Consider the following 20,132-nt stretch of genomic DNA (forward strand, 5'->3'; position numbering starts at 1 on the left):
CGCCGCTGCGTTATAGAGCGACTTCTGCAGCGGCGATGATTCGAGCGTAGCGCCGTGTGGACCCTTCAAACCATGCAAAACCCGACGCGTGTTTGCACCATGCCGACAATCACGTATTCACCGTCGTCGCGCTCCATTGCAGATAATCCGCGCGCGTCCATTCAAGCGACACGCCCACGCGCCGCGTGCCGGGCCGGATCTTCGGCTTATGCACCGCGAGCGTGAGCGTCTCCAATGCGGGCCATTCGCGAAACGACAGCGCCGCCATATCGGCCACCAACGTTTCGAGCAGGCGCGTATGCGTTTTGTGCGCGAGAAAATCCGCAATGCGCGCGCACCAGCTTTCATAATCGATCCAGTCGCCCGCTTCTTTTGGCGCGCGGCCATAGCCGAGCTGCGCGTCGATCACGAGCGGCTGCGGCTGCCCATGTTCATGCGGATGAATGCCAATGCGCGCGGGCACGCTGAGCGCTTCGACAAACACGCTCCAGCCGCGCCCGCGCCCATGTGTGCCATCGAACGCGCCGACCGCCGCGTCGAACGTCCCATCGACGATCTTCATGGCGTGATCGACGCGGCGGCATCGAGCATGATGCGGCAGAAGTAGTCAGCGAAACTGCGTCGAATGACGAGTTCGAAGCGATCCGCCGCGATGGGAATCAACACGATCGAGGCCTTGAAATAGAGGCTTTGCGCGCATTGTCCCGGCTTGAACAGCGCCGGATGCAGATCGAGCGGGCAACCGCGCGACAGCACTTCGCGCACGCGCGTGCCTTCGATCTCCACCACGGTATAGCCGCTGCCGACGTCGACGGCCGCCGCGTAGCATTCGCCCAACTCGGGCGCAAGCTTCGCTTCGAGCACGCCCGCGCGCACGGGCGCGCTCGAACGCACGAGCCATTCGTCGGGGCCCAGCCACAGCACGTCGTAGTTGGCGCTATGCGTCACGGTATTCGGCGCGGCGGGCGGACGGCAGCCGACCGTCCGCTCGAATGCCGCGACGAATGCCGGATCGCTCAATTCACCGCGCACATTCACCAGATCGCGAAACGGCTGCTCGCGCAACACGAACGCTTTCGACAGGCGCGCGTCCTGCGCCTTGAGCAAATCGTCCACGCCGATAAACGGCGACTCCAGATTCACGCTAACCGCACGCTCCGCGAGGGGCATCGGATCTCTCGTTTCATTCCACATGCTGACGCACCCCTTCAATATCGTAGAAAACCGGGCTGACGATCTTCGCGCCCACACGCCGCCCGTCGGCGAGCGGAATCACCACGCGTTCGCCCATCTTGTCCAACCCGCCCTTGACGACGGCGAGCGCAATCGAGCGTTCGAGAATCGGGCTTTGATAACTCGACGTCACGTGACCGATCATCGGCGTGGTGCCATCGCTGCCGGCGCGCGCGCTTTCCGCGACGATCTGGCTGCCTTCGGTCAGCACGTATTGCGGATCGTCGGTGAGCAGGCCGACGAACTGCTTTCGCCCTTCTTTTGCCGTATCGGAACGCTTGAGCGAGCGTCGGCCGAGGAAGTCCTTGGTCTGCGAAACAAGACCGCCCATGCCGAGATCGAACGGCGTCACCGATCCATCGGTATCCTGGCCGACGATGATGTAGCCCTTCTCCGCACGCAGCACGTGCATCGTTTCCGTGCCGTACGGCGTGATGTCGAATTCGGCGCCCGCTTTCATCAACGCTTCCCACACGGCGCGGCCCGCATTGGCCGGCACATTCACTTCATACGCGAGTTCGCCCGAGAAGCTGATACGCATGACGCGCGATTTCACGCCCGCGACGGTGCCGTTGCGATACGACATGAACGGAAACGCGGCGTTATCGAAGTCGATGTCTTCACAGATCTTTTGCAGCACCTTGCGGCTTTTCGGCCCGACCACCGCGAACGTCGCCCAGTGGTCGGTCACCGAAGCGAGCCGCACTTTCATATCGGGCCATTCGGTTTGCAGCCAGCGTTCGAGCCACGTGAGCACGCGCGCGGCGCCGCCGGTCGTGGTCGTCATCATGTAATGCTGCGGGCCGAGGCGCACGGTCACGCCGTCGTCGAACACCATGCCGTTTTCGTCGAGCATGAGGCCGTAACGGCATTTACCGACTTCGAGCTTGCTCCACGGATTCGTATAAACCCAATTGAGCAGTTTGGCGGCGTCCGGTCCTTGAATATCGATCTTGCCGAGCGTCGACGCATCGAGTATGCCCACGCTATTGCGCACCGCCAGACATTCGCGCTTCACGGCCGCATGAAGATCCTCGCCGCGCTTCGGGAAATACCACGGGCGTTTCCAGTTGCCGACGTCCTCGAACATCGCACCGTGTTCGACGTGCCATTCGTGAACGCAGGTCTTGCGCACAGGATCGAGAAAATCGCCGAGCTCGCGTCCCGCGAACGTACCGAATGTCACCGGCGTGTAATTCGGGCGGAACGTCGTCGTGCCGGTTTCAGGAATCGTCTTGCCGAGCGCCGCCGCGAGAATCGCCATGCCGTTGATATTGCCGAGCTTGCCCTGATCGGTGCCGAAACCCATCGCCGTATAACGCTTGACGTGCTCGACCGATTCAAAACCTTCGCGTGCCGCGAGCAGAATATCGGCCGCCGAGACGTCGTTCTGGAAATCGACGAACTGCTTCGGGCCACGCGCCGCCTCTGCACGGCTGCCCACGAGCCACAGCGGTTCGAGCGGCGATTCGCTGATCTCCGCCGTCTTCGGCACGTTCGGGCGCCCGAGTTTGAAGCCGAGCGCCTGTGACGCGTCGATGCCCGCATCGACGGCGAGCGTCAGGCCGCGCGCGAGACTGAACTCGCCCACCGCCCCGCCCACGCTCACTTCGGGTTGCACGCGCTTGCCCGGCATGAAGCAGGCTTTCGTGTCGTTCCAGAGCGCCTTGCCGCCCGACTGTGCGAACAGATGCAGCACGGGGCTGAAGCCGCCCGACATCGCCACGAGATCGCACGGCAGCGTCGCTTGTTTCGCGCCGGTTTTGCCGTTCGCATACGCGACCACGTCCACGGCATTCACACGCAGTTTGCCGTGTGCGGCCATGATCGCCGCGTTGTTCATGATCTTCACGCCCTGGCGGCGCGCGGCACTTTGCAGTGCACCGCTGCCTTGCGAACGTGAATCGACAAGCGTCACGTTCGCACCGCACGCCTTGAGATCGAGCGCGCAGCGATAACCCGCATCGTTATTCGTGAACACCACGGCATTGCGGCCCGGAATCACGCCATAGCGATGCAGATAAGTCGACACCGACGACGCGAGCATAATGCCCGGCAAATCGTTATTGCCGAACACGATAGGACGCTCTTGCGCACCCGTGGCGAGAATCACGCGCTTCGCGCGGATCTTCCACAGCAATTCGCGCGAACCGTGGCGCGTGGAAACCGGCAGATGATCGGTCAAGCGTTGCGCGACGGTCACGAGATTGTGATCCTGATAGCCGAACGCCGTGCTGCGCGAGAGGATCTTCACGTCGGGCATCGCGGCCAGTTCCGCTTCGATCTTTTCGACCCATTGCAGCGCGGGTTTGCCGTCGATCTCCGCCTTGCAACCGAGCAGGCTGCCGCCCAGCTCACGCTGGTCGTCGATCAGCATCACGCGCGCGCCGCTCAGACCGGCCGTGTGCGCCGCCGCGAGACCCGTCGGGCCGCCGCCGATCACGAGCACATCGCAATGCGCGAAGCACTTGTCGTAGCGGTCGCCGTCGCGCACTTCGGGCGATTTGCCGAGGCCCGCCGCGTCGCGAATCTTCTCTTCGTATTTCGGCCACCATTTACGCGGCCACATAAACGTCTTGTAGTAAAAGCCCGCGGGCAAAAAGCGCGAGAACTTTTGATTGATCGCCATGCGATCGTTTTCGAGGTTCGGCTCGGCGTTGACGCTATTCGCGACCAGCCCTTGATACAACTCGATTTCGGTCGCGCGCGCATTCGGCACGGTATGCGCGCCGCGTTCGAGTTGCACGACGGCATTCGGCTCGGCCACATCCGCCGTCACGATGCCGCGCGGGCGGTGATATTTGAAACTGCGCGCGACGAAATGCACGTCGTTCGCGAGCAGCGCGGAAGCGAGCGTATCGCCCTGATAACCCTGATACGTGCGGCCGTTGAACGTGAACGTCAGCGGAATCGCGCGGTTGATGCGCCCACCGGCGCCGAGGCGGTTCTTCTGGCTCATCGCTGTGCGCTCCCTTTTGCCTGATCCTTTTCGTTGCTCGCGTGATGGCTCGCACCGAACTTCTCGTAGCTTTGAATTTCGTAAGTCACGGTATCGCGCGTGGCCATGAACCAGCGGCGGCAGCCTTGCGCGTGCAGCCATTGCTCTTTATGCACGCCGCGCGGATTGTGGCGCATGAAAAGATAGTCGCCCCACTCTTTGTCGCTCAGCGCGTCGGTGTCGAGCGGGCGCGCGATTTCCGCTTCGCCTCCGCAGGTGAATTCGACTTCGGCACGTGGCCCGCACCAGGGGCATTCGATCAGCAGCATGATGTGTGTGTCCTGTGTGCGTTGATTAGTGGGCCACGGCGGCCGCGCCGTGTTCGTCGATCAGATGGCCGGTGTAGAAGCGGTCCAGCGAGAACGGCGCATTGAGCGGATGCGGTTCGTCGTTCGCGATGGTGTGTGCGAACACCCAGCCCGAACCGGGCGTCGCCTTGAAGCCGCCCGTGCCCCAGCCGCAATTGAAATAGAGGCCTTTCACGTCGGTCTTGCTGATGATCGGGCACGCGTCCGGCGAGACGTCGACAATGCCGCCCCACTGGCGATTCATGCGCACGCGCGAGAACACCGGGAACATTTCGACGATCGCCTGCAACGTGCCTTCGATGATGTTGAAACTGCCGCGCTGGCCAAAACCGGTGTATTGATCGACGCCCGCGCCGATCACGAGATCGCCCTTGTCGGACTGGCTGATATAGGCGTGCACCGCGTTCGACATGATCACCGTGTTCACGACCGGCTTGATCGGCTCCGACACCAGCGCCTGCAACGGATGGCTTTCGAGCGGCAGACGCACGCCGGCCATATCGGCAAGCGTGGTGGTATTGCCCGCGGCGACCACCGCCACTTTCTTCGCCTTGATGAAGCCCTTCACCGTATCGACGCCGATCACGCGGCCACCGTCGCGGCGAATGCCGGTGACCTGGCAATTCTGAATAATGTCCACGCCCGCCTGATCCGCGCCGCGTGCGAAGCCCCACGCCACGGCGTCGTGGCGCGCCACGCCCGCACGGCGCTGAATCGACGCGCCCAGCACCGGATAACGGCTATGCAGATTGATCGTCGGCTCGATTTCCTTGATCTGTTCCGGCGTCAGGAATTCGGCATCCACCCCGTTGAGCCTGTTCGCATTCACGCGGCGCTCGGTGTCGCGCACGTCCTGCAGCGTATGGGCGAGATTCATCACGCCGCGCTGGCTGAACATCACGTTATAGTTGAGATCCTGCGCGAGTCCTTCCCACAGTTTCATGGCCTTTTCGTAAAGTGCGGCAGACTCGTCCCACAGATAATTCGAACGCACGATGGTGGTATTGCGCGCGGTATTGCCGCCGCCAATCCAGCCCTTTTCCAGAATCGCGACGTTCTTCACGCCGTGTTCTTTCGCGAGGTAATACGCGGTCGCGAGACCATGTCCGCCGCCGCCGACGATCACCACGTCGTACTCCTTTTTCGGCTCGGGACTTCTCCACTGCCGCTCCCAGTTCTCGTGATACGACAACCCGTTGCGGAACAGACTGAATATCGAATAGCGGCTCATCTCGCAGACCCCTTTGCGTGTTTCCGTTTGCGCATTTCCATTAGCATTCGATGACGTTCACGGCGAGTCCACCGCGTGACGTCTCCTTGTATTTCGTCTTCATGTCGGCGCCCGTTTCGCGCATCGTCTTGATGACGTTGTCGAGCGTGACGTAGTGCTGGCCGTTGCCCTTGAGCGCCATACGCGCGGCATTCAGCGCCTTGATCGCGCCCATCGCGTTACGCTCGATGCAGGGAATCTGCACGAGGCCGCCGACGGGATCGCACGTCATGCCGAGGTTGTGTTCCATGCCGATTTCGGCGGCATTCTCGACCTGCAACGGCGTGCCGCCCATCACGGCTGCGAGCGCGGCAGCGGCCATCGAACAGGCCACGCCCACTTCTCCCTGGCAACCCACTTCGGCACCGGAAATCGAGGCCGTTTCCTTGTAAATGACACCAATCGCAGCGGCGGTCAGCAGAAAATCGACGATGCCTTTTTCATTCGCACCGGGCACGAATTTCACGTAGTAGTGGAGCACGGCGGGAATCACGCCGGCTGCGCCATTGGTCGGCGCGGTGACGACACGGCCGCCCGCGGCGTTTTCCTCGTTCACCGCCATCGCGTAGAGATTCACCCAATCGAGCATCGAGAGCGGATCGCGCAGCGCCTCTTCGGAACGCGCGCGCAATTGCACGGCGAGATCGGCGGCGCGGCGCTTGACCTGCATCGGTCCGGGCAACTGGCCGTGCATCTTGCAGCCGCGCTCCACGCATGCGGCCATCGTGCGCCAGATCGCCATCAGGCCTTCGCGCACGTCTTCGGGTGCACGCGCGGCGCTTTCATTGGCGAACGTGACTTCGGCAATCGACAGGCCGCTCGCATTGCAGACGCGCAGCAGATCTTCGCCGGTGCGAAACGGATACGGCATCTCGTGACCGGCGCGCACGCCGTTGACGCGATCGCCTTCGCGATTCACCACGAAGCCGCCGCCGACCGAGTAATACTCTTTCTCGATCAGCAACTGGCCGTTTTCATCGAAGGCCTGAAAGCGCATGCCATTCGAATGCAGGGTGTTCGCGCCGCCCATCGTTCGGCGATAAAAGCCGATGCATTCTTTTTCATCGAAACGAATCGATTGCTTGCCGAGCAGCGTCAGGGTTTTCTCGCGGCGAATGGCGGCGAGACGCGGCTCGATCTGGTCGGGATCGATCGAATCGGGCAAGTTTCCTTCGAGGCCGAGCAGCACGGCCTTGTCGGTTCCGTGCCCCTTGCCGGTCGCGCCGAGCGAGCCGTACAACTCGGCTTTCACGCGGCGCACAAAACCCAGCAGATTGGCGTCCTCGATATGGGACACGAAGCGGCAAGCGGCAACCATCGGACCGACGGTATGCGAGCTCGACGGGCCGATCCCAATCTTGAACAGGTCGAAGACGCTGACATTCATCTGACTTCTCCGGCGTGGAGTGGCATGAGTGACGTTGGAATGAGTAGACCAAATCGGAGCGCGCATCCGATAGAACAAAAGCGCCATTGCGCGTGGATGGCCCCGCCAGCCGGGGCGGAGCGGCGTCTGGGCGGGTGGGCGGGTGCCGGGCGACGTGGGTTTCAGACCGCCGCGATGGCGGCTCGATACCGCTCGTCGGACGGTCACATGGCTAGCGGCGCGAGGCTCTGGTCACGAATGCGCCGCGAATGACGAGCGCATTAATTCAGACGTATCCGATGTCTGCCGCAGGAGGCGCACGCTAGCATTTTCTTACGCAGTGAAAGCATTCGCTTTCACGCCGTCGCCTTCCCTTTCCAAAGCGACTATTCCCGATCATTAACAGGGCGGCGAACTTTGAGCGATTTTTCGCGTATTACCGTGGTTAGCGTAACGGGATTGCAGGCGGTCGCGTCGGGTGCGCTTTCGGCGATCGAACTCAGCATGCAGCAGTTACCTGGCAGCCGGGGCTTGCTTATTAGCCCGGCCCGACCGGCCGGCATGCAGGACCGCGTCCGACACATTCAAATCAGGCCTTTTGGATATCTCGAGTATTCGATTTTCATACTCTATTCGCTCGGTCAATTTATCGAGACTGAATTCGCGCTGGTTGTTCAGGATGACGGTTGGGCTGTCGATTCGAGAAACTGGAGACCCGAGTTTTTCGATTACGACTATCTGGGCGCACCCATTCATCTGGCGCGCGTCTATCAACACGATCAGCCGGTCTTTCGCCGTGGCTTTTCATGGGTTGAGGATGTCCTACGCGGCGCGCGTGTCGATAACATCTTCAATGGCGGCTTCAGTTTGCGCAGCAAGAAATTGCTGGACGCTCCACGAAGCCTGAGGATTCCGTTCCAGATTCCTGTCCCTTCGATTAGCGCCGACGCGCCTCATGCGATGCAGTGGGACGGCGACGAAGTGAACGAAGACGTGTGGCTCTGCCTTTGCGCACGGCAGGTGCTCGAACGAGCGGGTGTGAAATTCCCGCCACTGGATATCGCCAAACGCTTCTCCATCGAGCATGCCGCACCGCTATTGCATAGCCGCGAATCCGTCCGGCACATTTTCGGCCACCATAGCAAAATGCGCAAAATAGCCGATGAAAGCCGCAAAATCATTCGCTATGAGGCTTCCCGGGAACTCGCCGCATCGACCTATGGAGAAGCGTGGATCGCGGACTGGTTCCGCGATGTTGGCTACCGCATTCATTGGCCGTCTGACGATTAAAAGACTTGCTGCGCCGCGCCATGCGCGGCGCTCGCTTAAACAACTCAGAAGGAATGGCGCATGCCGATCCGCACATCGGCTTGCGTCGTGGTCGACGACGGCGTGAAGCTATAGCCGATCACGGCGTCGACGCCTTGCGAAGCCTTCAGCCAGTCGCCGGACACATAAACGTCGGTCCGTTTCGACAGCGCGTAATGCAGCCCCGCCGAAAGCTGATTCCAGTGATGGCCGTCGAAATGCGTGTACTGGTAGCCGCCAATCAGCGCGAGCGCGGGCGTGATCTGCCAATCGGCGCCGCCTTCGGCCACGAGCATGTGCTCGCTCTCGCCAAACGCCTTGATTTGCGTATAAGTGAAATCGCCCATCAAGGTCACGTCGCCAATGGCATAACTCGCGCCAACACCGAATGTGCCTTGTTTATCGACGGGAAATGCGCTGTCCGCATAGAGATCGGTGACCGCGCCCGTGGTGGGGTCGACGCTCACGGTCGGACGTCCGAAGAACGTATGCACGCCGATCATCGCATAAGGATCGAATGCATAAATCCCGGACGGATTATTCAACTGCGTATAGGCCGCGCCCATTGCGAACGCACCATGCTGATATTGCGCGCCCACGCTCCACGCACTGCCCGTATGAAAATCGCCCGGCGTATTGCTGAACGAATACATGCCGCCGAACTGGAAACCGCCATACGTGTTCGACATGAACTTCACCGAATTCGGCAGATGGTCGCCATTCATGCGGTCGAAGTCGCCTTGATTGATCGCGTAACCGCTTGCCCACGCCGTGACGTTGAAGAGATAAACCATCTCCTGGGTCATATCGATCTGATTGCCGAACGTGAGCGTGCCCCAATCGCTTTGCAAGCCGACATAGGCCGCGCGGCCGAATAGCGAACCGCCATTCGCGAGCGTGCCGCTGCCGAGGTGAAAGCCGCTCTCGAGCTCGAACACCGCTTTCACGCCGCCGCCGAGATCTTCCGTGCCCTTGATCCCCCAGCGGTTCGCATACGAAATGCCGTCGTCGAATTTCACTTGATGCGAGCCGCCTGCATTGCTTACGTAAGTCACGCCCGCATCGATGATGCCGTACATCGTGACGCTGCTTTGTGCGTGACTTGTGCTCGCCAGGGTGGAAAGCGCCAGTGCGATTGCGGTCAGTACCAGTGCGTTTGCTTTTCTCATGGTGTCGGTCTCTCGTGACTCGCGAAACGGTTGAAATGAGCCGCGTTTCAAGGTCTGGCAGCGTGTTGCCAGCCCGTGCGGACGGACCAAACGTAAGCGTCCAAATCTCGCGCAACTTGCGCGCAAACGACGCGCACTGGCGCTGGCGCGACATGCGCGATGCGTGGACAACCCTGAGAAAAGCGTGCAAATCGTTATGCAGCAAGGCTCGCGAGGCGTTGCGAGCGGCCCGACCATCGACAATCCGACGCGCGCTTTTGCAAATGCGTCGCAGCGTGAACGCAACGTTTTTATTGATTGATCATTCAATAAAAAATAATTAGAGTGAAGTCCTCCCCGTCCGTCCAGAATCATCATGCCCAAGATCGGAATGCGCGACCTGCGTCGCGCCCAACTCATCGATGCGACGCTTCAGACCATCGACCAGGCAGGTCTGTCGGGCACGACGCTTGCAACTGTCGCGCAGCGCGCCAATATCTCGACCGGTATCGTCAGCCATTATTTCGGCGGCAAGGACGGGCTGCTCGAAGCCACCATGCGCCACGTATTGCGCGATCTGTGGGAAGCCACCATGCGCCGCCGGCTGGCCGCGAAGCCCGAGCCGCGCGCGCGTCTGCGTGCGATCGTCGCCGCGAATTTCGACGTCTCGCAGGTCAATACGCCGGTCATGAAAACCTGGCTCGCGTTCTGGGCCGAGAGCATGCATCAGCCCGCGCTGCGCCGTCTGCAACGCGTGAATACGCGGCGGCTCTATTCGAACCTCTGCGCTGAATTCGAAAAAGCCCTGCCGCGCGTCGCGTCCCGGCGCGCCGCTACGGGGCTCGCCGCCATGATCGACGGACTCTGGCTGCGCGGCGCGACGACCGGCGAACCCTTCGACACAAAAGCCGCCTTGCGGCTTGCCAACGATTACATCGACCTGCTGCTCGACGCGCGCGCCAAGGCGCGCACGCGCAAGTCGGCCTAACCCCGGAGTCATGGCGATGCCCCCGATGCCTCACTACCCGCTCGAACGCCTCTTCATTCACGGCGCGTACGTCGACGCCACCAGTGGCGAAATTTTCGACACGCTCGATCCCGCCAGTGGCGAAACGCTCGCGACGGTGCAGCAAGCCAGCGCCGCCGATATCGACCGCGCCGTGCAGTCCGCGCGCGAAGGCCAGCGCGTCTGGGCCGCGATGACGGCCATGCAGCGCTCGCGCATCCTGCGCCGCGCCGTCGAGCTGCTGCGCGAGCGTAACGACGCGCTCGCCGAACTCGAAACGCACGACACCGGCAAACCCATCGCGGAAACACGTGCCGTCGATATCGTCACGGGCGCGGACGTAATCGAATACTATGCGGGCCTCGCGCCCGCACTCGAAGGCCAGCAAATTCCGCTGCGCGAGAGTTCGTTCGTGTATACGCGGCGCGAACCGCTTGGCGTGACGGCAGGCATCGGCGCCTGGAATTACCCGATTCAGATCGCGTGCTGGAAATCGGCGCCCGCGCTCGCGGCGGGTAATGCGATGATTTTCAAACCCAGCGAAATCACGCCGCTTTCCGCCGCAAAGCTCGCGGAAATCTATATCGAAGCGGGCGTGCCGCCGGGCGTGTTCAACGTCGTGCAAGGCGATGGCCGCGTGGGCGCACTGCTCAGCGCTCATCCGGGTATCGAGAAGATTTCGTTTACCGGCGGTGTCGAAACGGGCAAGAAAGTCATGGCCGCGGCGGGCGGTTCGTCGCTCAAGGAAGTGACGATGGAACTCGGCGGCAAGTCGCCGTTGATCGTGTTCGAAGACGCCGATCTCGACCGCGCCGCCGACATCGCCGTAACGGCCAACTTCTTCAGCGCGGGCCAGGTGTGCACGAACGGCACCCGGGTTTTCGTTCAGGAATCCGTACGAGACGAATTCGAGGCGCGCGTGCTCGCTCGCGTGGCGCGCATTCGTATCGGCCAGCCCACCGATCCGTCCACCAACTTCGGCCCGCTCGCGAGCGCGGCGCAACTGGACAAGGTGCTCGGCTACATCGAGAGCGGCAAGCGCGAAGGCGCACGCTTGCTCGCGGGCGGCGAGCGGCTCGTCGACGGCGCGTTCGCGCGCGGGCAATACGTGGCGCCCACGGTGTTCTCCCATTGCCGCGACGACATGAAGATCGTGCGCGAAGAAATCTTCGGCCCGGTCATGTGCATGCTCTCGTTCAGCGATGAAGACGAAGTGATCGCGCGCGCCAACGACACGCTTTATGGTCTCGCCGCGGGCGTCGTCACGGAGAATCTCTCGCGCGCGCATCGCGTGATTCATCGCCTCGAAGCCGGTATTTGCTGGATCAACACCTGGGGCGAATCGCCTGCCGAAATGCCCGTGGGCGGCTACAAGCAATCCGGCGTGGGACGCGAAAACGGCATCACGACGCTCGAACACTACACGCGCCTCAAATCCGTCCAGGTCGAACTGGGACCGTATCAGCCCGTCTTTTGAGGGAGCCCGGCATGGCAGCGCAAGACTACGACTACATCATCATCGGCGCGGGTTCGGCGGGTAACGTGCTCGCGACGCGGCTGACCGAAGACCGCAACATTCGCGTGCTTCTGCTCGAAGCGGGCGGTCCCGATTACCGTTTCGATTTTCGGACGCAAATGCCCGCAGCGCTCGCGTATCCGCTGCAAGGGCGGCGCTACAACTGGGCCTACGAAACCGATCCCGAACCGCACATGAACAACCGGCGCATGGAATGCGGGCGCGGCAAGGGACTGGGCGGTTCGTCGCTGATCAACGGCATGTGCTATATCCGTGGCAATGCGCTCGACTACGACGGTTGGGCCGAGCGCGAAGGCCTTCAAAACTGGAGCTATCGCGATTGCCTGCCGTATTTTCGCAAGGCCGAAACGCGCGACGTCGGCGCGAACGATTATCACGGCGGCGACGGTCCCGTACACGTCACGACCAGCAAGCCCGGCGTCAATCCGCTATTCGAAGCGATGATCGAAGCGGGCGTGCAAGCAGGCTATCCGCACACCGACGACCTCAATGGTTATCGCCAGGAAGGCTTTGGTCCGATGGATCGCACGGTCACGGCGAAAGGCCGGCGTGCGAGCACCGCACGCGGCTATCTGGATCAGGCGAAACACCGTTCGAACCTCGATATCGTCACGCACGCGGTCACCGATCGCATTCTCTTTAGCGGCAAGCGTGCGCAAGGCGTGGTGTTTCTCGACGGCCACGCGCGCATCACGCGTTATGCGCGCCGCGAAGTGCTGCTGTGCGCGGGCGCGATTGCTTCGCCGCAGATTTTGCAGCGTTCGGGCGTGGGTCCGGGCGCGTGGTTGCGGGAACTCGATATTCCTGTCGTGCTCGATTTGCCGGGCGTTGGACAGAATCTTCAGGACCACCTGGAAATGTATATGCAGTATGCGTGCAAGGAGCCCGTGTCGCTCTACCCTGCACTGCTGCTGCACAATCAGCCGGCGATAGGTCTCGAATGGATGTTCCGCGGCACCGGCATCGGCGCGAGTAATCATTTCGAAGCGGGCGGCTTTATCCGCACGCGCGACGACGATCCCTGGCCGAATATTCAATATCACTTTCTGCCGGTGGCGATCAATTACAACGGCTCGAATGCGATCAAGATGCACGGCTTTCAAGCGCATGTCGGCTCGATGCGTTCGCCGAGCCGCGGACGCGTGAAGCTGCGCTCGCGCGATCCGCGCCAGCATCCGTCGATTCTTTTCAACTATATGGCTGAGGCGCTCGATTGGCGCGAGTTTCGCGACGCCATCCGCATCACGCGCGAGATCATCGCGCAGCCAGCGCTCGATCGCTTCCGTGGACAAGAACTCAGTCCGGGCGCCGAATTGAAAAGCGACGCGGAAATCGATGCATTCGTGCGAGCGCGCGCCGAAACGGCATATCACCCGTCATGCTCGTGCGCGATGGGCTACGACAATATGGCCGTCGTGGATAACGAAGGCCGCGTGCATGGGCTGGACGGATTGCGCGTGGTCGATGCGTCGATCATGCCGCTCATCACCACCGGCAATCTCAATGCGCCGACGATCATGATGGCGGAAAAGATCGCCGACCGGATTCGCGGCAAGCAGGCACTGGCGCGTTCGACGGCGGACTATTATGTGGCGAATGGTGCGCCCGCGCGCGGCGGCGAGGTGACACGCGCCGCCACGCGCCCGGAGAAACAGGCTCAGGCGATCTCTTGATGCAATAGCGCATTGAATCAAACTACTGGGGCTTCACATGAAGCCCCAGTTTTTTTCGTCCAGCAAAAAAAGGCGCTGCGCGGAATCGACGAATCCGACTCCCACGCAGCGCCTTGCACACACTATCAACGATTCAAACGCGAGCGGCCCAATAGTGCGAGACCGCGATTGTCAGCGCCGCCGCAATCAGCGCACCATACGGTGCGAGATTCAACCAGACGCTGCGCTTCGGAACCTCCACTTCCATATCGAGCGCGCTGCCCGCCGGGAATCGTCCGCGATCCTGAAGATAATGGCGGAACGCGAACACCGGTACGATCAGCAGCATCGCAATCAAACCATCGCGTAACGTGCCCTCGCCTTGCAGATTCGCACCCGCGCCCACGAACACAAGATTCGCGTAGCCACACAGCGCACCCAGCACGAGCAGCCACGTGGGACAACGGAACGGCCGCTCCCATTTGCCGCGATCCATGCGGTGTATCCAGCCCGATTGCAGATTCAGAAAAACAAACAGCATGTAGCAGACATTCGAAATCGACAGCACCGTCATATAGTCCGACATCGCGAGCAGCACGAGATTGAAACCGAGATCGGTCCACATTGCGGCCGTCGGCGCGCCATGCTCGTTGACGCGCGAAAGATAGCGCGGCAGCCATCCGTCGAGCGACGCCTGATATAGCGTGCGCGACGATCCCATCATCGACGTCATGACGATCAGCAGAATCGACAGCATCAGCATGACAACCACCGCGTTGCCGACCCATGCGCCGCCGCCCACCATCGTGGCCATGGCGGTGCCCACGCCGGTGCCGTCGCCGATGCGCGGGTCGAGCATCGCCTGCATGCCCAGCGAGCCCTGGAACGCGAGCGGCACGAGCGTCATCACGACGAGACACAGAGCGCCGGACCAGAAGATCGCGCGCGCCGTATCGCGACGCGGATCGCGGAATTCGCGCGTGTAGCACACCGCGGTTTCGAAACCATACGAGGCCCAACCGGCCATGAACATCGCGCCCAATGCCATGACGACGCCTTGCCCGTTCCATGCGCCGAAGAACGAGGCCGTGAGATTGCCGTGCGCATCGTGGCCGAGTGGCAGCAAGGGAAAGAGATGTGTGGCTGGCACGTCGCCCGTGACGAATGGCACGAGGCCGACGATCAATAACGGCGTGAGCGAAGCGATGCCGAGTATCTTCTGCGTTTTCGCGGCCTTCGATGCGCCGCTATGTTGCAGCCGGAAGGTAATGAGCAGAAACGCGGCCGCAATCAGAAATGTCGCGTTAATACGCAGCGTGAGACCGGGCTTGATGAAGTCGAGATGCGCGAGCGTCCAGCGCCATTGCAGGATGGCGGCATCAGGTGCGAACAAGGTGGCAAGCGCGTAATTCGCGGCGAGCCCGCAGCCGAGCGCGAGCATGGGCGACCACGCGAGCCAGTTGCACCACACCGAAACGGGCGCGATCATCTTGCTGTATCGCACCCAGCCAATCGCACCATACACCGATGCGCCGCCCGATTTATGCGGAAAGAGTCCCGAGATTTCCGCATACGTGGCGCTTTGCACGAGGCCCATCGTGATCGACGCGATCCAGATCGCCCAGGCGGGCTGACCGATGGTCGCGCATACGCCGCCGATCGTGAACAGCACGCCCGCCGGCACGCCGCTCGTGACCCAGAACGCGTCTTTCCACGTGAGCCCGCGCTGCAATGCATGACCGTGGGCGCTGCGAGCGCCGGCCTCGTCGGCCGAGCGCGGTCGAAATCCCGCTTGCTCCATCTGCCTCCTCCTCTCGTTGAACGCTAAACAGCCAAAATCACCGGGCCAATAGGGGAATACGGCGAATGCAAACGCGTGCGGAAACGTGCTGACGCGCGTGCGCGGCATCGCGTATTCAACGCGCGCCACGCACGAGATTCAAAAGATTGTTCCGCGCACCGATTCCCTATGCCGCCGCGCGTATTAGCAAGAGGCGCGCCCGGCTCGATGCCCAGCCCATTCAGTTCGCGCCGAGATACGCGCGCACGGCGGGCAAGCCGGGCTTGCCGTCGAGCGTCGTGACGCCCTGGAGCCATTTGTCGAGCACCTGCGGATTGGTCTTGAGCCAGTCGGCGGCGGCTTTGTTCGGATCTTCCTTGTTGGCGATCGGCACCATCAGATGGTTTTCGATGGCCGTCGTGAATTGCAGGTTCGAAACGAGTTTCGCCACGTTGGGGCAGCGTGCGCTGTAATCGGGCGGCACTGCCGTGAGCACGCGCGCCTCGCCGTAGTTGGGACCGAATACGTCGTCGCCGCCCGCGAGGTAATCGATCTTCATCTGCACGTTCATCGGATGCGGTTCCCAGCCAAGGAAGACGATCCATTGCTTCTCGCGCACCGCGCGGTTCACCTGCACGAGCATGCCCGCCTCGCTCGATTCGATCAGCTTGAATTTGCCGAGGCCATATTGATTGCCGTCGATCATTTTCTGGATCAGCTGATTGCCGTCGTTGCCGGGCTCGATGCCGTAAATGCGGCCCTGCAATTTATCGGCGTATTTAGCGATGTCCTGGAACGAGTGCAGACCGCCCTGATACACGTAATCGGGCACCGCGAGCGTGTATTTCGCGCCGACGAGATTGGGCGTTTGCAGCACCTTGATCGTGCCCGCCTTTGTGAACGGCTCGATGATCGGGTCCATCGTCGGCGACCAATAACCGAGGAACACGTCGATCTGCTTGCTCTTGATCCCCGCGAACGTGATCGGCACCGATGCGATCGTCTTCGTCGGCGCATAACCGAGGCCCGCGAGTATCGTCGAGGCCACGCCCGTGGTCGCGGCGATATCGGTCCAGCCGACATCGGCGAAACGCACAGCCTTGCACTGGGCCGGGTCAGCGGCAAAGGCGCTCGAACAGGCGGCTGCGGCAAACAGGAGCGCGCAGGCTTGCAGTGTCTGGAATCGGCACATCTTGTTCTCCTTGGGATTGCACAGCGTCGGTCGGTTCCGCATGGACGGGCCGCCGCGACGCCGTGCAGCCCATGACACATGGTCGTCCGGCAAAAAACCGGTCAACGTAGCAATTGCGACGAGCAATTGCGCGGAAACGACAAGACGCGCTGGCAATGCGCCTGGAACAATGGTTTATATTGATTGAACGATCAATTTACCTGCGGATGCCGGCCAAGCTTTCAGAGCGTTTTCGAAACGCTGACGGGGAACGCTGAAGAATTATTCAGATTGCGGCGTTGTGCGAAGCGACTTTGGCGTGCGCTACGACATGCACTCGAAAAATGATCAGGATATCGAATTGATTGAATCACAAGAAGGACTCGATCGAGATACCATCGAGTCCTTATCTTTGCGCGCGGCTAGGCCCAGACAAACGCAATATCGGACGGACTGCCCACGCCCACGTAATGCCCCGTGAAGTGCAGATTGCCGCTCGCCTGATCGACCGCGAAAATCGCAATATGATCGCTGCGCTGATTCAACGAATAAAGAAAGCGCCCCGACGGATCGAAACGAATCACACGCGGATAATCGCCGCCGGTCGGCGTTTCGGCAATACGATGCACGAGGCCATGCTCGTCGATGCCGAACTGCACGATCGTGTCGTGCAGGCGGTTCGCGACGTAGACGAAGCGGCCATCGTGCGAGAGCAGGATGGTCGAGGCGAAACTCGTGCCTTGATAACCGGGCGGCAGCGTCGAAACCGATTGCAATAGCGTGAGCACGCCGCGCTGCGCATCGTAGCTATAACAGACGAGCGTCGACGCTTCCTCGGTGACCTCGTAAAGATAGCGTCCGTTCGGATGAAACACGACATGGCGTGGCCCCGCGCCCGGCGACGCCGCCACATAAGGCGGCTCGCCTGGCGTGAGCGCGCCGCTCGCTTCATCGAACCGCCACACGTAGGTGCGATCGACGCCCAGATCGGTCGAGATCGCGAAGCGGCCATCGGGCGACGGCACGATCGCATGCGCGTGCGGGCCGTCGTGATCGCTGATCGCGAAGCTGCCCGGCACGCCCTCCGCCGCGTGCTGCGCACCGGCGGGCGCTTGCGGCGCCTGCACGGACACCGCTTCGCCCAGCGTGCCGTCGCTCGCAACAGGCAACACGGCCACGCTGCCGCTGTGATAGTTCGCGACCAGCAGGAAGCGGCCAGTCGGATGCAGGCTCAGATACACCGGCGCCGCGCCCTGCGAATTGACCGTGCCGAGCAGACGCAGCGCGCCCGTGCCCGGCTCGATCGCATACGCACTGACCGAACCGTTCGGCGTGCCGTTGTACTGCCTCACCTCGCTCACGCTGTACAGAACGCGTTGCTGGGCGTCGATCGCCAGCGCGGCCGGATTTTCGATGCCTTGCACCGGTTCGAGCGCGTCGAGCTTGCCCGTCGCGCGATCGACGCGAAATCGATGGATGCCGAGACCGTGCGGCGTATAGGTGCCGACATAGGCGAACAGCGTCTTGCCGTCATGCGTCGCGGCTGGCGCGGCATCGTCCAACGATTGGGCCGATCCCGCGCCGTGCGCCTCGTTCGCACGCGGCCCCGAACCCATCGCGGACGCCGCGCGCCGCGTCGTCGAACCGGGGACTTCAATCATCGGGGCCTTGCTCATCGACTTGCCTCTTTTTTTGCCAGATTGCGATCGGGTGGATTGTGCCCCACGCCCGGCGCTTCGCCGCACGCGTTTATTTCGTGATGTACCAGAGCGCGCTGGTGCCGGAATTCGAGGCAGCAGGCTTCGCGGCGGGCGTCGGCACCGGCGCGGCGACCGCAGGCGCGGCCACCGCCGCAACCGGCTCGGGCTGCGCCGCGACTTTCGCCGATGCGGGAATCGGATGCGACATGGTCGCGTACCAGAGCGCATCGGCCGTTTTATCGGCTGCGTTGCGCGCGCTGGCTGATGGCGCCGAGGCGGCCGACGTCGCATTCGCTGCTGCATTGGCCGTCGGTTGTATCGATGGCGTCGGCGTCGTGCCGGTTCGCTGCGCGCGCGCCTCCGCCCCGCCGATCTGGAAAATGAGCCGCTGCTCCGACGACACGATCACCGCATAAGGCGGTTGCGCCTCCCAGCGCAGCACGACGCGCCCGCGCGGCGTGTCCGCGAAAATGGCGGGCGCGCGCTTCATATCGCTGAACTGGACATAGATCTTCGCGCCGTCGTCGAATACCTGGACGGGCTTCGCCGCATCGGCGCCGGACACCGCCCAGCCGAAGTTATACGCGCCAGGCGGCGCGGACGCGATCGCCGACGACCCCGGCTTCGCCACCAACGCGGCAGGCACGCGCGGCGCGGCGCCCACGTGCGGCTGATTCACTTCCAGCGTCGCAAACGGGTTGTAGTCCTGAGGCGGAATATACGAAGGCGGCAAAATGGGCATGGACGAATCCGGCGAACTGGACAGCGATTGGGCAGCAGCATAAACCTTACGCGCATACGCGAGACGCTTATCGGCCGATGGGGAGTTATACGCGCCAATCGCATTCCATGTCGGGCCGAATTGGCGGATATTTTCCGCGAGTATCCAGGCGCCGACATAAGCATTGGTACAGGGATCGAACAGGCTCTGCTCGGTAATCCCTTCCTGCGCGAGACGCGGCAGCCACGAGCTGTTGATCTGCATGAGGCCGATATCGACGGTGCCGTTGCTATTGGTATTGATAACGCGAGTTTGCGTGCCCGATTCCACCTGCGCGATGGCGCGCATCAAGCTGACGTTGACGTGCTGGAAGGCTGCGGCATCGTCGATGCAATCGGCAACGGCGAGCCGCGGCATCGCGCAGACGATCAGCGCGCACAGCAGGCAGCGGCCCAGCGCGGCGGCCATCGACATGGTTTTCTGGTACTGCATGTTTTTGAATGCCTGGTTCGCGCGTGGGAATCTTGTTGTGAATCCTGGTGTGAAATACGGTGCGAATCGCGTGGTGAGTCACGGTGCCAATCGCAATATCGGCCGATTTTAAAAAGGTTTGATGGTAAATGCCAATCGCGCTCAATCGTGAGCAATCACTGCCGATTCAGTTTCGATTCAGAATGCATCGGAATCGCGGGGAAAATGAAGCAATAACGTGTGCGCGTTCGAGCGATACGCGAATGATGAACAAGCCCGCCGATAATAAAAAAGCCGGCCATAAGGGCCGGCATTTTTGTGCTTCAACGTGACGATTGAAGCGTAATTCGAGTGCGTATGACCTGGTGGGCCGGGTGGGGTTCGAACCCAATGCACTGGGGTGCGAGGGGGGTTACCGGGGATGTATGCCATTGATTTATATAAACTTTCAATCCTATCACCC

The 20,132-nt window shown here is 61.8% G+C and carries 15 protein-coding genes; 4 read left to right on the forward strand and 11 right to left on the reverse strand.

Annotated elements, in window-relative coordinates; translation table 11 throughout:
- Window positions 1-109: 109 nt before the first annotated feature.
- From U4Y88_RS06125 to U4Y88_RS06150, 6 genes are read right to left on the reverse strand one after another with little or no spacing between them, the layout of a single operon-like run.
- A complete protein-coding gene (locus U4Y88_RS06125) occupies window positions 110-562 on the reverse strand; it encodes a dihydroneopterin aldolase (RefSeq protein ID WP_321782917.1) in 453 nt (150 codons plus the stop codon).
- The gene (locus U4Y88_RS06130; RefSeq protein WP_321782919.1) at window positions 559-1,194 is read right to left on the reverse strand and encodes a sarcosine oxidase subunit gamma; all 636 of its coding nucleotides are present in this window, start codon (window positions 1,192-1,194) and stop codon (window positions 559-561) included. Before U4Y88_RS06130 ends, U4Y88_RS06125 begins: the two co-directional genes overlap by 4 nt.
- Complete coding sequence (locus U4Y88_RS06135; RefSeq protein ID WP_321782921.1) at window positions 1,184-4,192, reverse strand: sarcosine oxidase subunit alpha family protein; 3,009 nt, start codon at window positions 4,190-4,192, stop codon at window positions 1,184-1,186. Before U4Y88_RS06135 ends, U4Y88_RS06130 begins: the two co-directional genes overlap by 11 nt.
- Window positions 4,189-4,500 (reverse strand): sarcosine oxidase subunit delta, encoded by a 312-nt coding sequence (locus tag U4Y88_RS06140; protein WP_224011659.1) that lies wholly within the window; start codon window positions 4,498-4,500, stop codon window positions 4,189-4,191. The genes U4Y88_RS06135 and U4Y88_RS06140 overlap by 4 nt, the downstream gene beginning before the upstream one ends.
- 25 nt (window positions 4,501-4,525) lie before the next feature.
- Complete coding sequence (locus U4Y88_RS06145) at window positions 4,526-5,770, reverse strand: sarcosine oxidase subunit beta family protein (RefSeq protein WP_224011660.1); 1,245 nt, start codon at window positions 5,768-5,770, stop codon at window positions 4,526-4,528.
- Window positions 5,771-5,810: 40 nt separating this feature from the next.
- Window positions 5,811-7,196 carry an L-serine ammonia-lyase gene (locus U4Y88_RS06150; protein WP_321782923.1) on the reverse strand — a complete coding sequence of 462 codons (1,386 nt, stop codon included), beginning with the start codon at window positions 7,194-7,196 and terminating at the stop codon, window positions 5,811-5,813.
- Window positions 7,197-7,592: 396 nt separating this feature from the next.
- Here U4Y88_RS06150 and U4Y88_RS06155 point away from each other — a divergent pair, with 396 nt between their 5' ends.
- Window positions 7,593-8,465: a DUF5672 family protein gene (locus U4Y88_RS06155; RefSeq protein WP_321782925.1), complete on the forward strand. Its 873-nt coding sequence runs from the start codon at window positions 7,593-7,595 to the stop codon at window positions 8,463-8,465.
- A 44-nt stretch (window positions 8,466-8,509) separates the two neighbouring features.
- Here the strand turns inward: U4Y88_RS06155 and U4Y88_RS06160 are convergent, their stop codons facing one another.
- Window positions 8,510-9,652, reverse strand: a complete 1,143-nt coding sequence (locus U4Y88_RS06160; protein WP_224011663.1) for a porin — start codon at window positions 9,650-9,652, stop codon at window positions 8,510-8,512.
- A 355-nt stretch (window positions 9,653-10,007) separates the two neighbouring features.
- On the opposite strand from U4Y88_RS06160, the gene betI reads away from it, so the two are divergent.
- From betI to betA, 3 genes are read left to right on the forward strand one after another with little or no spacing between them, the layout of a single operon-like run.
- Window positions 10,008-10,619: a transcriptional regulator BetI gene (betI, locus tag U4Y88_RS06165; RefSeq protein ID WP_224011664.1), complete on the forward strand. Its 612-nt coding sequence runs from the start codon at window positions 10,008-10,010 to the stop codon at window positions 10,617-10,619.
- Window positions 10,620-10,644: 25 nt separating this feature from the next.
- Window positions 10,645-12,114, forward strand: coding sequence for a betaine-aldehyde dehydrogenase (gene betB / locus U4Y88_RS06170; RefSeq protein WP_321782985.1), 1,470 nt, complete (start codon window positions 10,645-10,647; stop codon window positions 12,112-12,114).
- 11 nt (window positions 12,115-12,125) lie between these two features.
- Window positions 12,126-13,847: a choline dehydrogenase gene (betA, locus tag U4Y88_RS06175; RefSeq protein ID WP_321782926.1), complete on the forward strand. Its 1,722-nt coding sequence runs from the start codon at window positions 12,126-12,128 to the stop codon at window positions 13,845-13,847.
- Window positions 13,848-13,980: 133 nt separating this feature from the next.
- Here the strand turns inward: betA and U4Y88_RS06180 are convergent, their stop codons facing one another.
- The 4 genes from U4Y88_RS06180 to U4Y88_RS06195 form a co-directional block, all read right to left on the reverse strand.
- Window positions 13,981-15,627 (reverse strand): APC family permease, encoded by a 1,647-nt coding sequence (locus U4Y88_RS06180; protein ID WP_321782928.1) that lies wholly within the window; start codon window positions 15,625-15,627, stop codon window positions 13,981-13,983.
- Between the two features lie 220 nt (window positions 15,628-15,847).
- Window positions 15,848-16,798: a choline ABC transporter substrate-binding protein gene (locus U4Y88_RS06185; protein ID WP_321782930.1), complete on the reverse strand. Its 951-nt coding sequence runs from the start codon at window positions 16,796-16,798 to the stop codon at window positions 15,848-15,850.
- A gap of 401 nt (window positions 16,799-17,199) precedes the next feature.
- Complete coding sequence (locus U4Y88_RS06190) at window positions 17,200-18,453, reverse strand: lactonase family protein (protein WP_321782932.1); 1,254 nt, start codon at window positions 18,451-18,453, stop codon at window positions 17,200-17,202.
- A gap of 73 nt (window positions 18,454-18,526) precedes the next feature.
- On the reverse strand, window positions 18,527-19,690 hold the full coding sequence (locus U4Y88_RS06195; protein WP_415774398.1) for a transglycosylase SLT domain-containing protein: 1,164 nt from the start codon (window positions 19,688-19,690) through the stop codon (window positions 18,527-18,529).
- Window positions 19,691-20,132 lie beyond the last annotated feature (442 nt).

This window comes from Paraburkholderia sp. J94 (genome assembly GCF_905220285.1).
GTDB classification, from domain to species: Bacteria; Pseudomonadota; Gammaproteobacteria; order Burkholderiales; family Burkholderiaceae; genus Paraburkholderia; species Paraburkholderia tropica_A.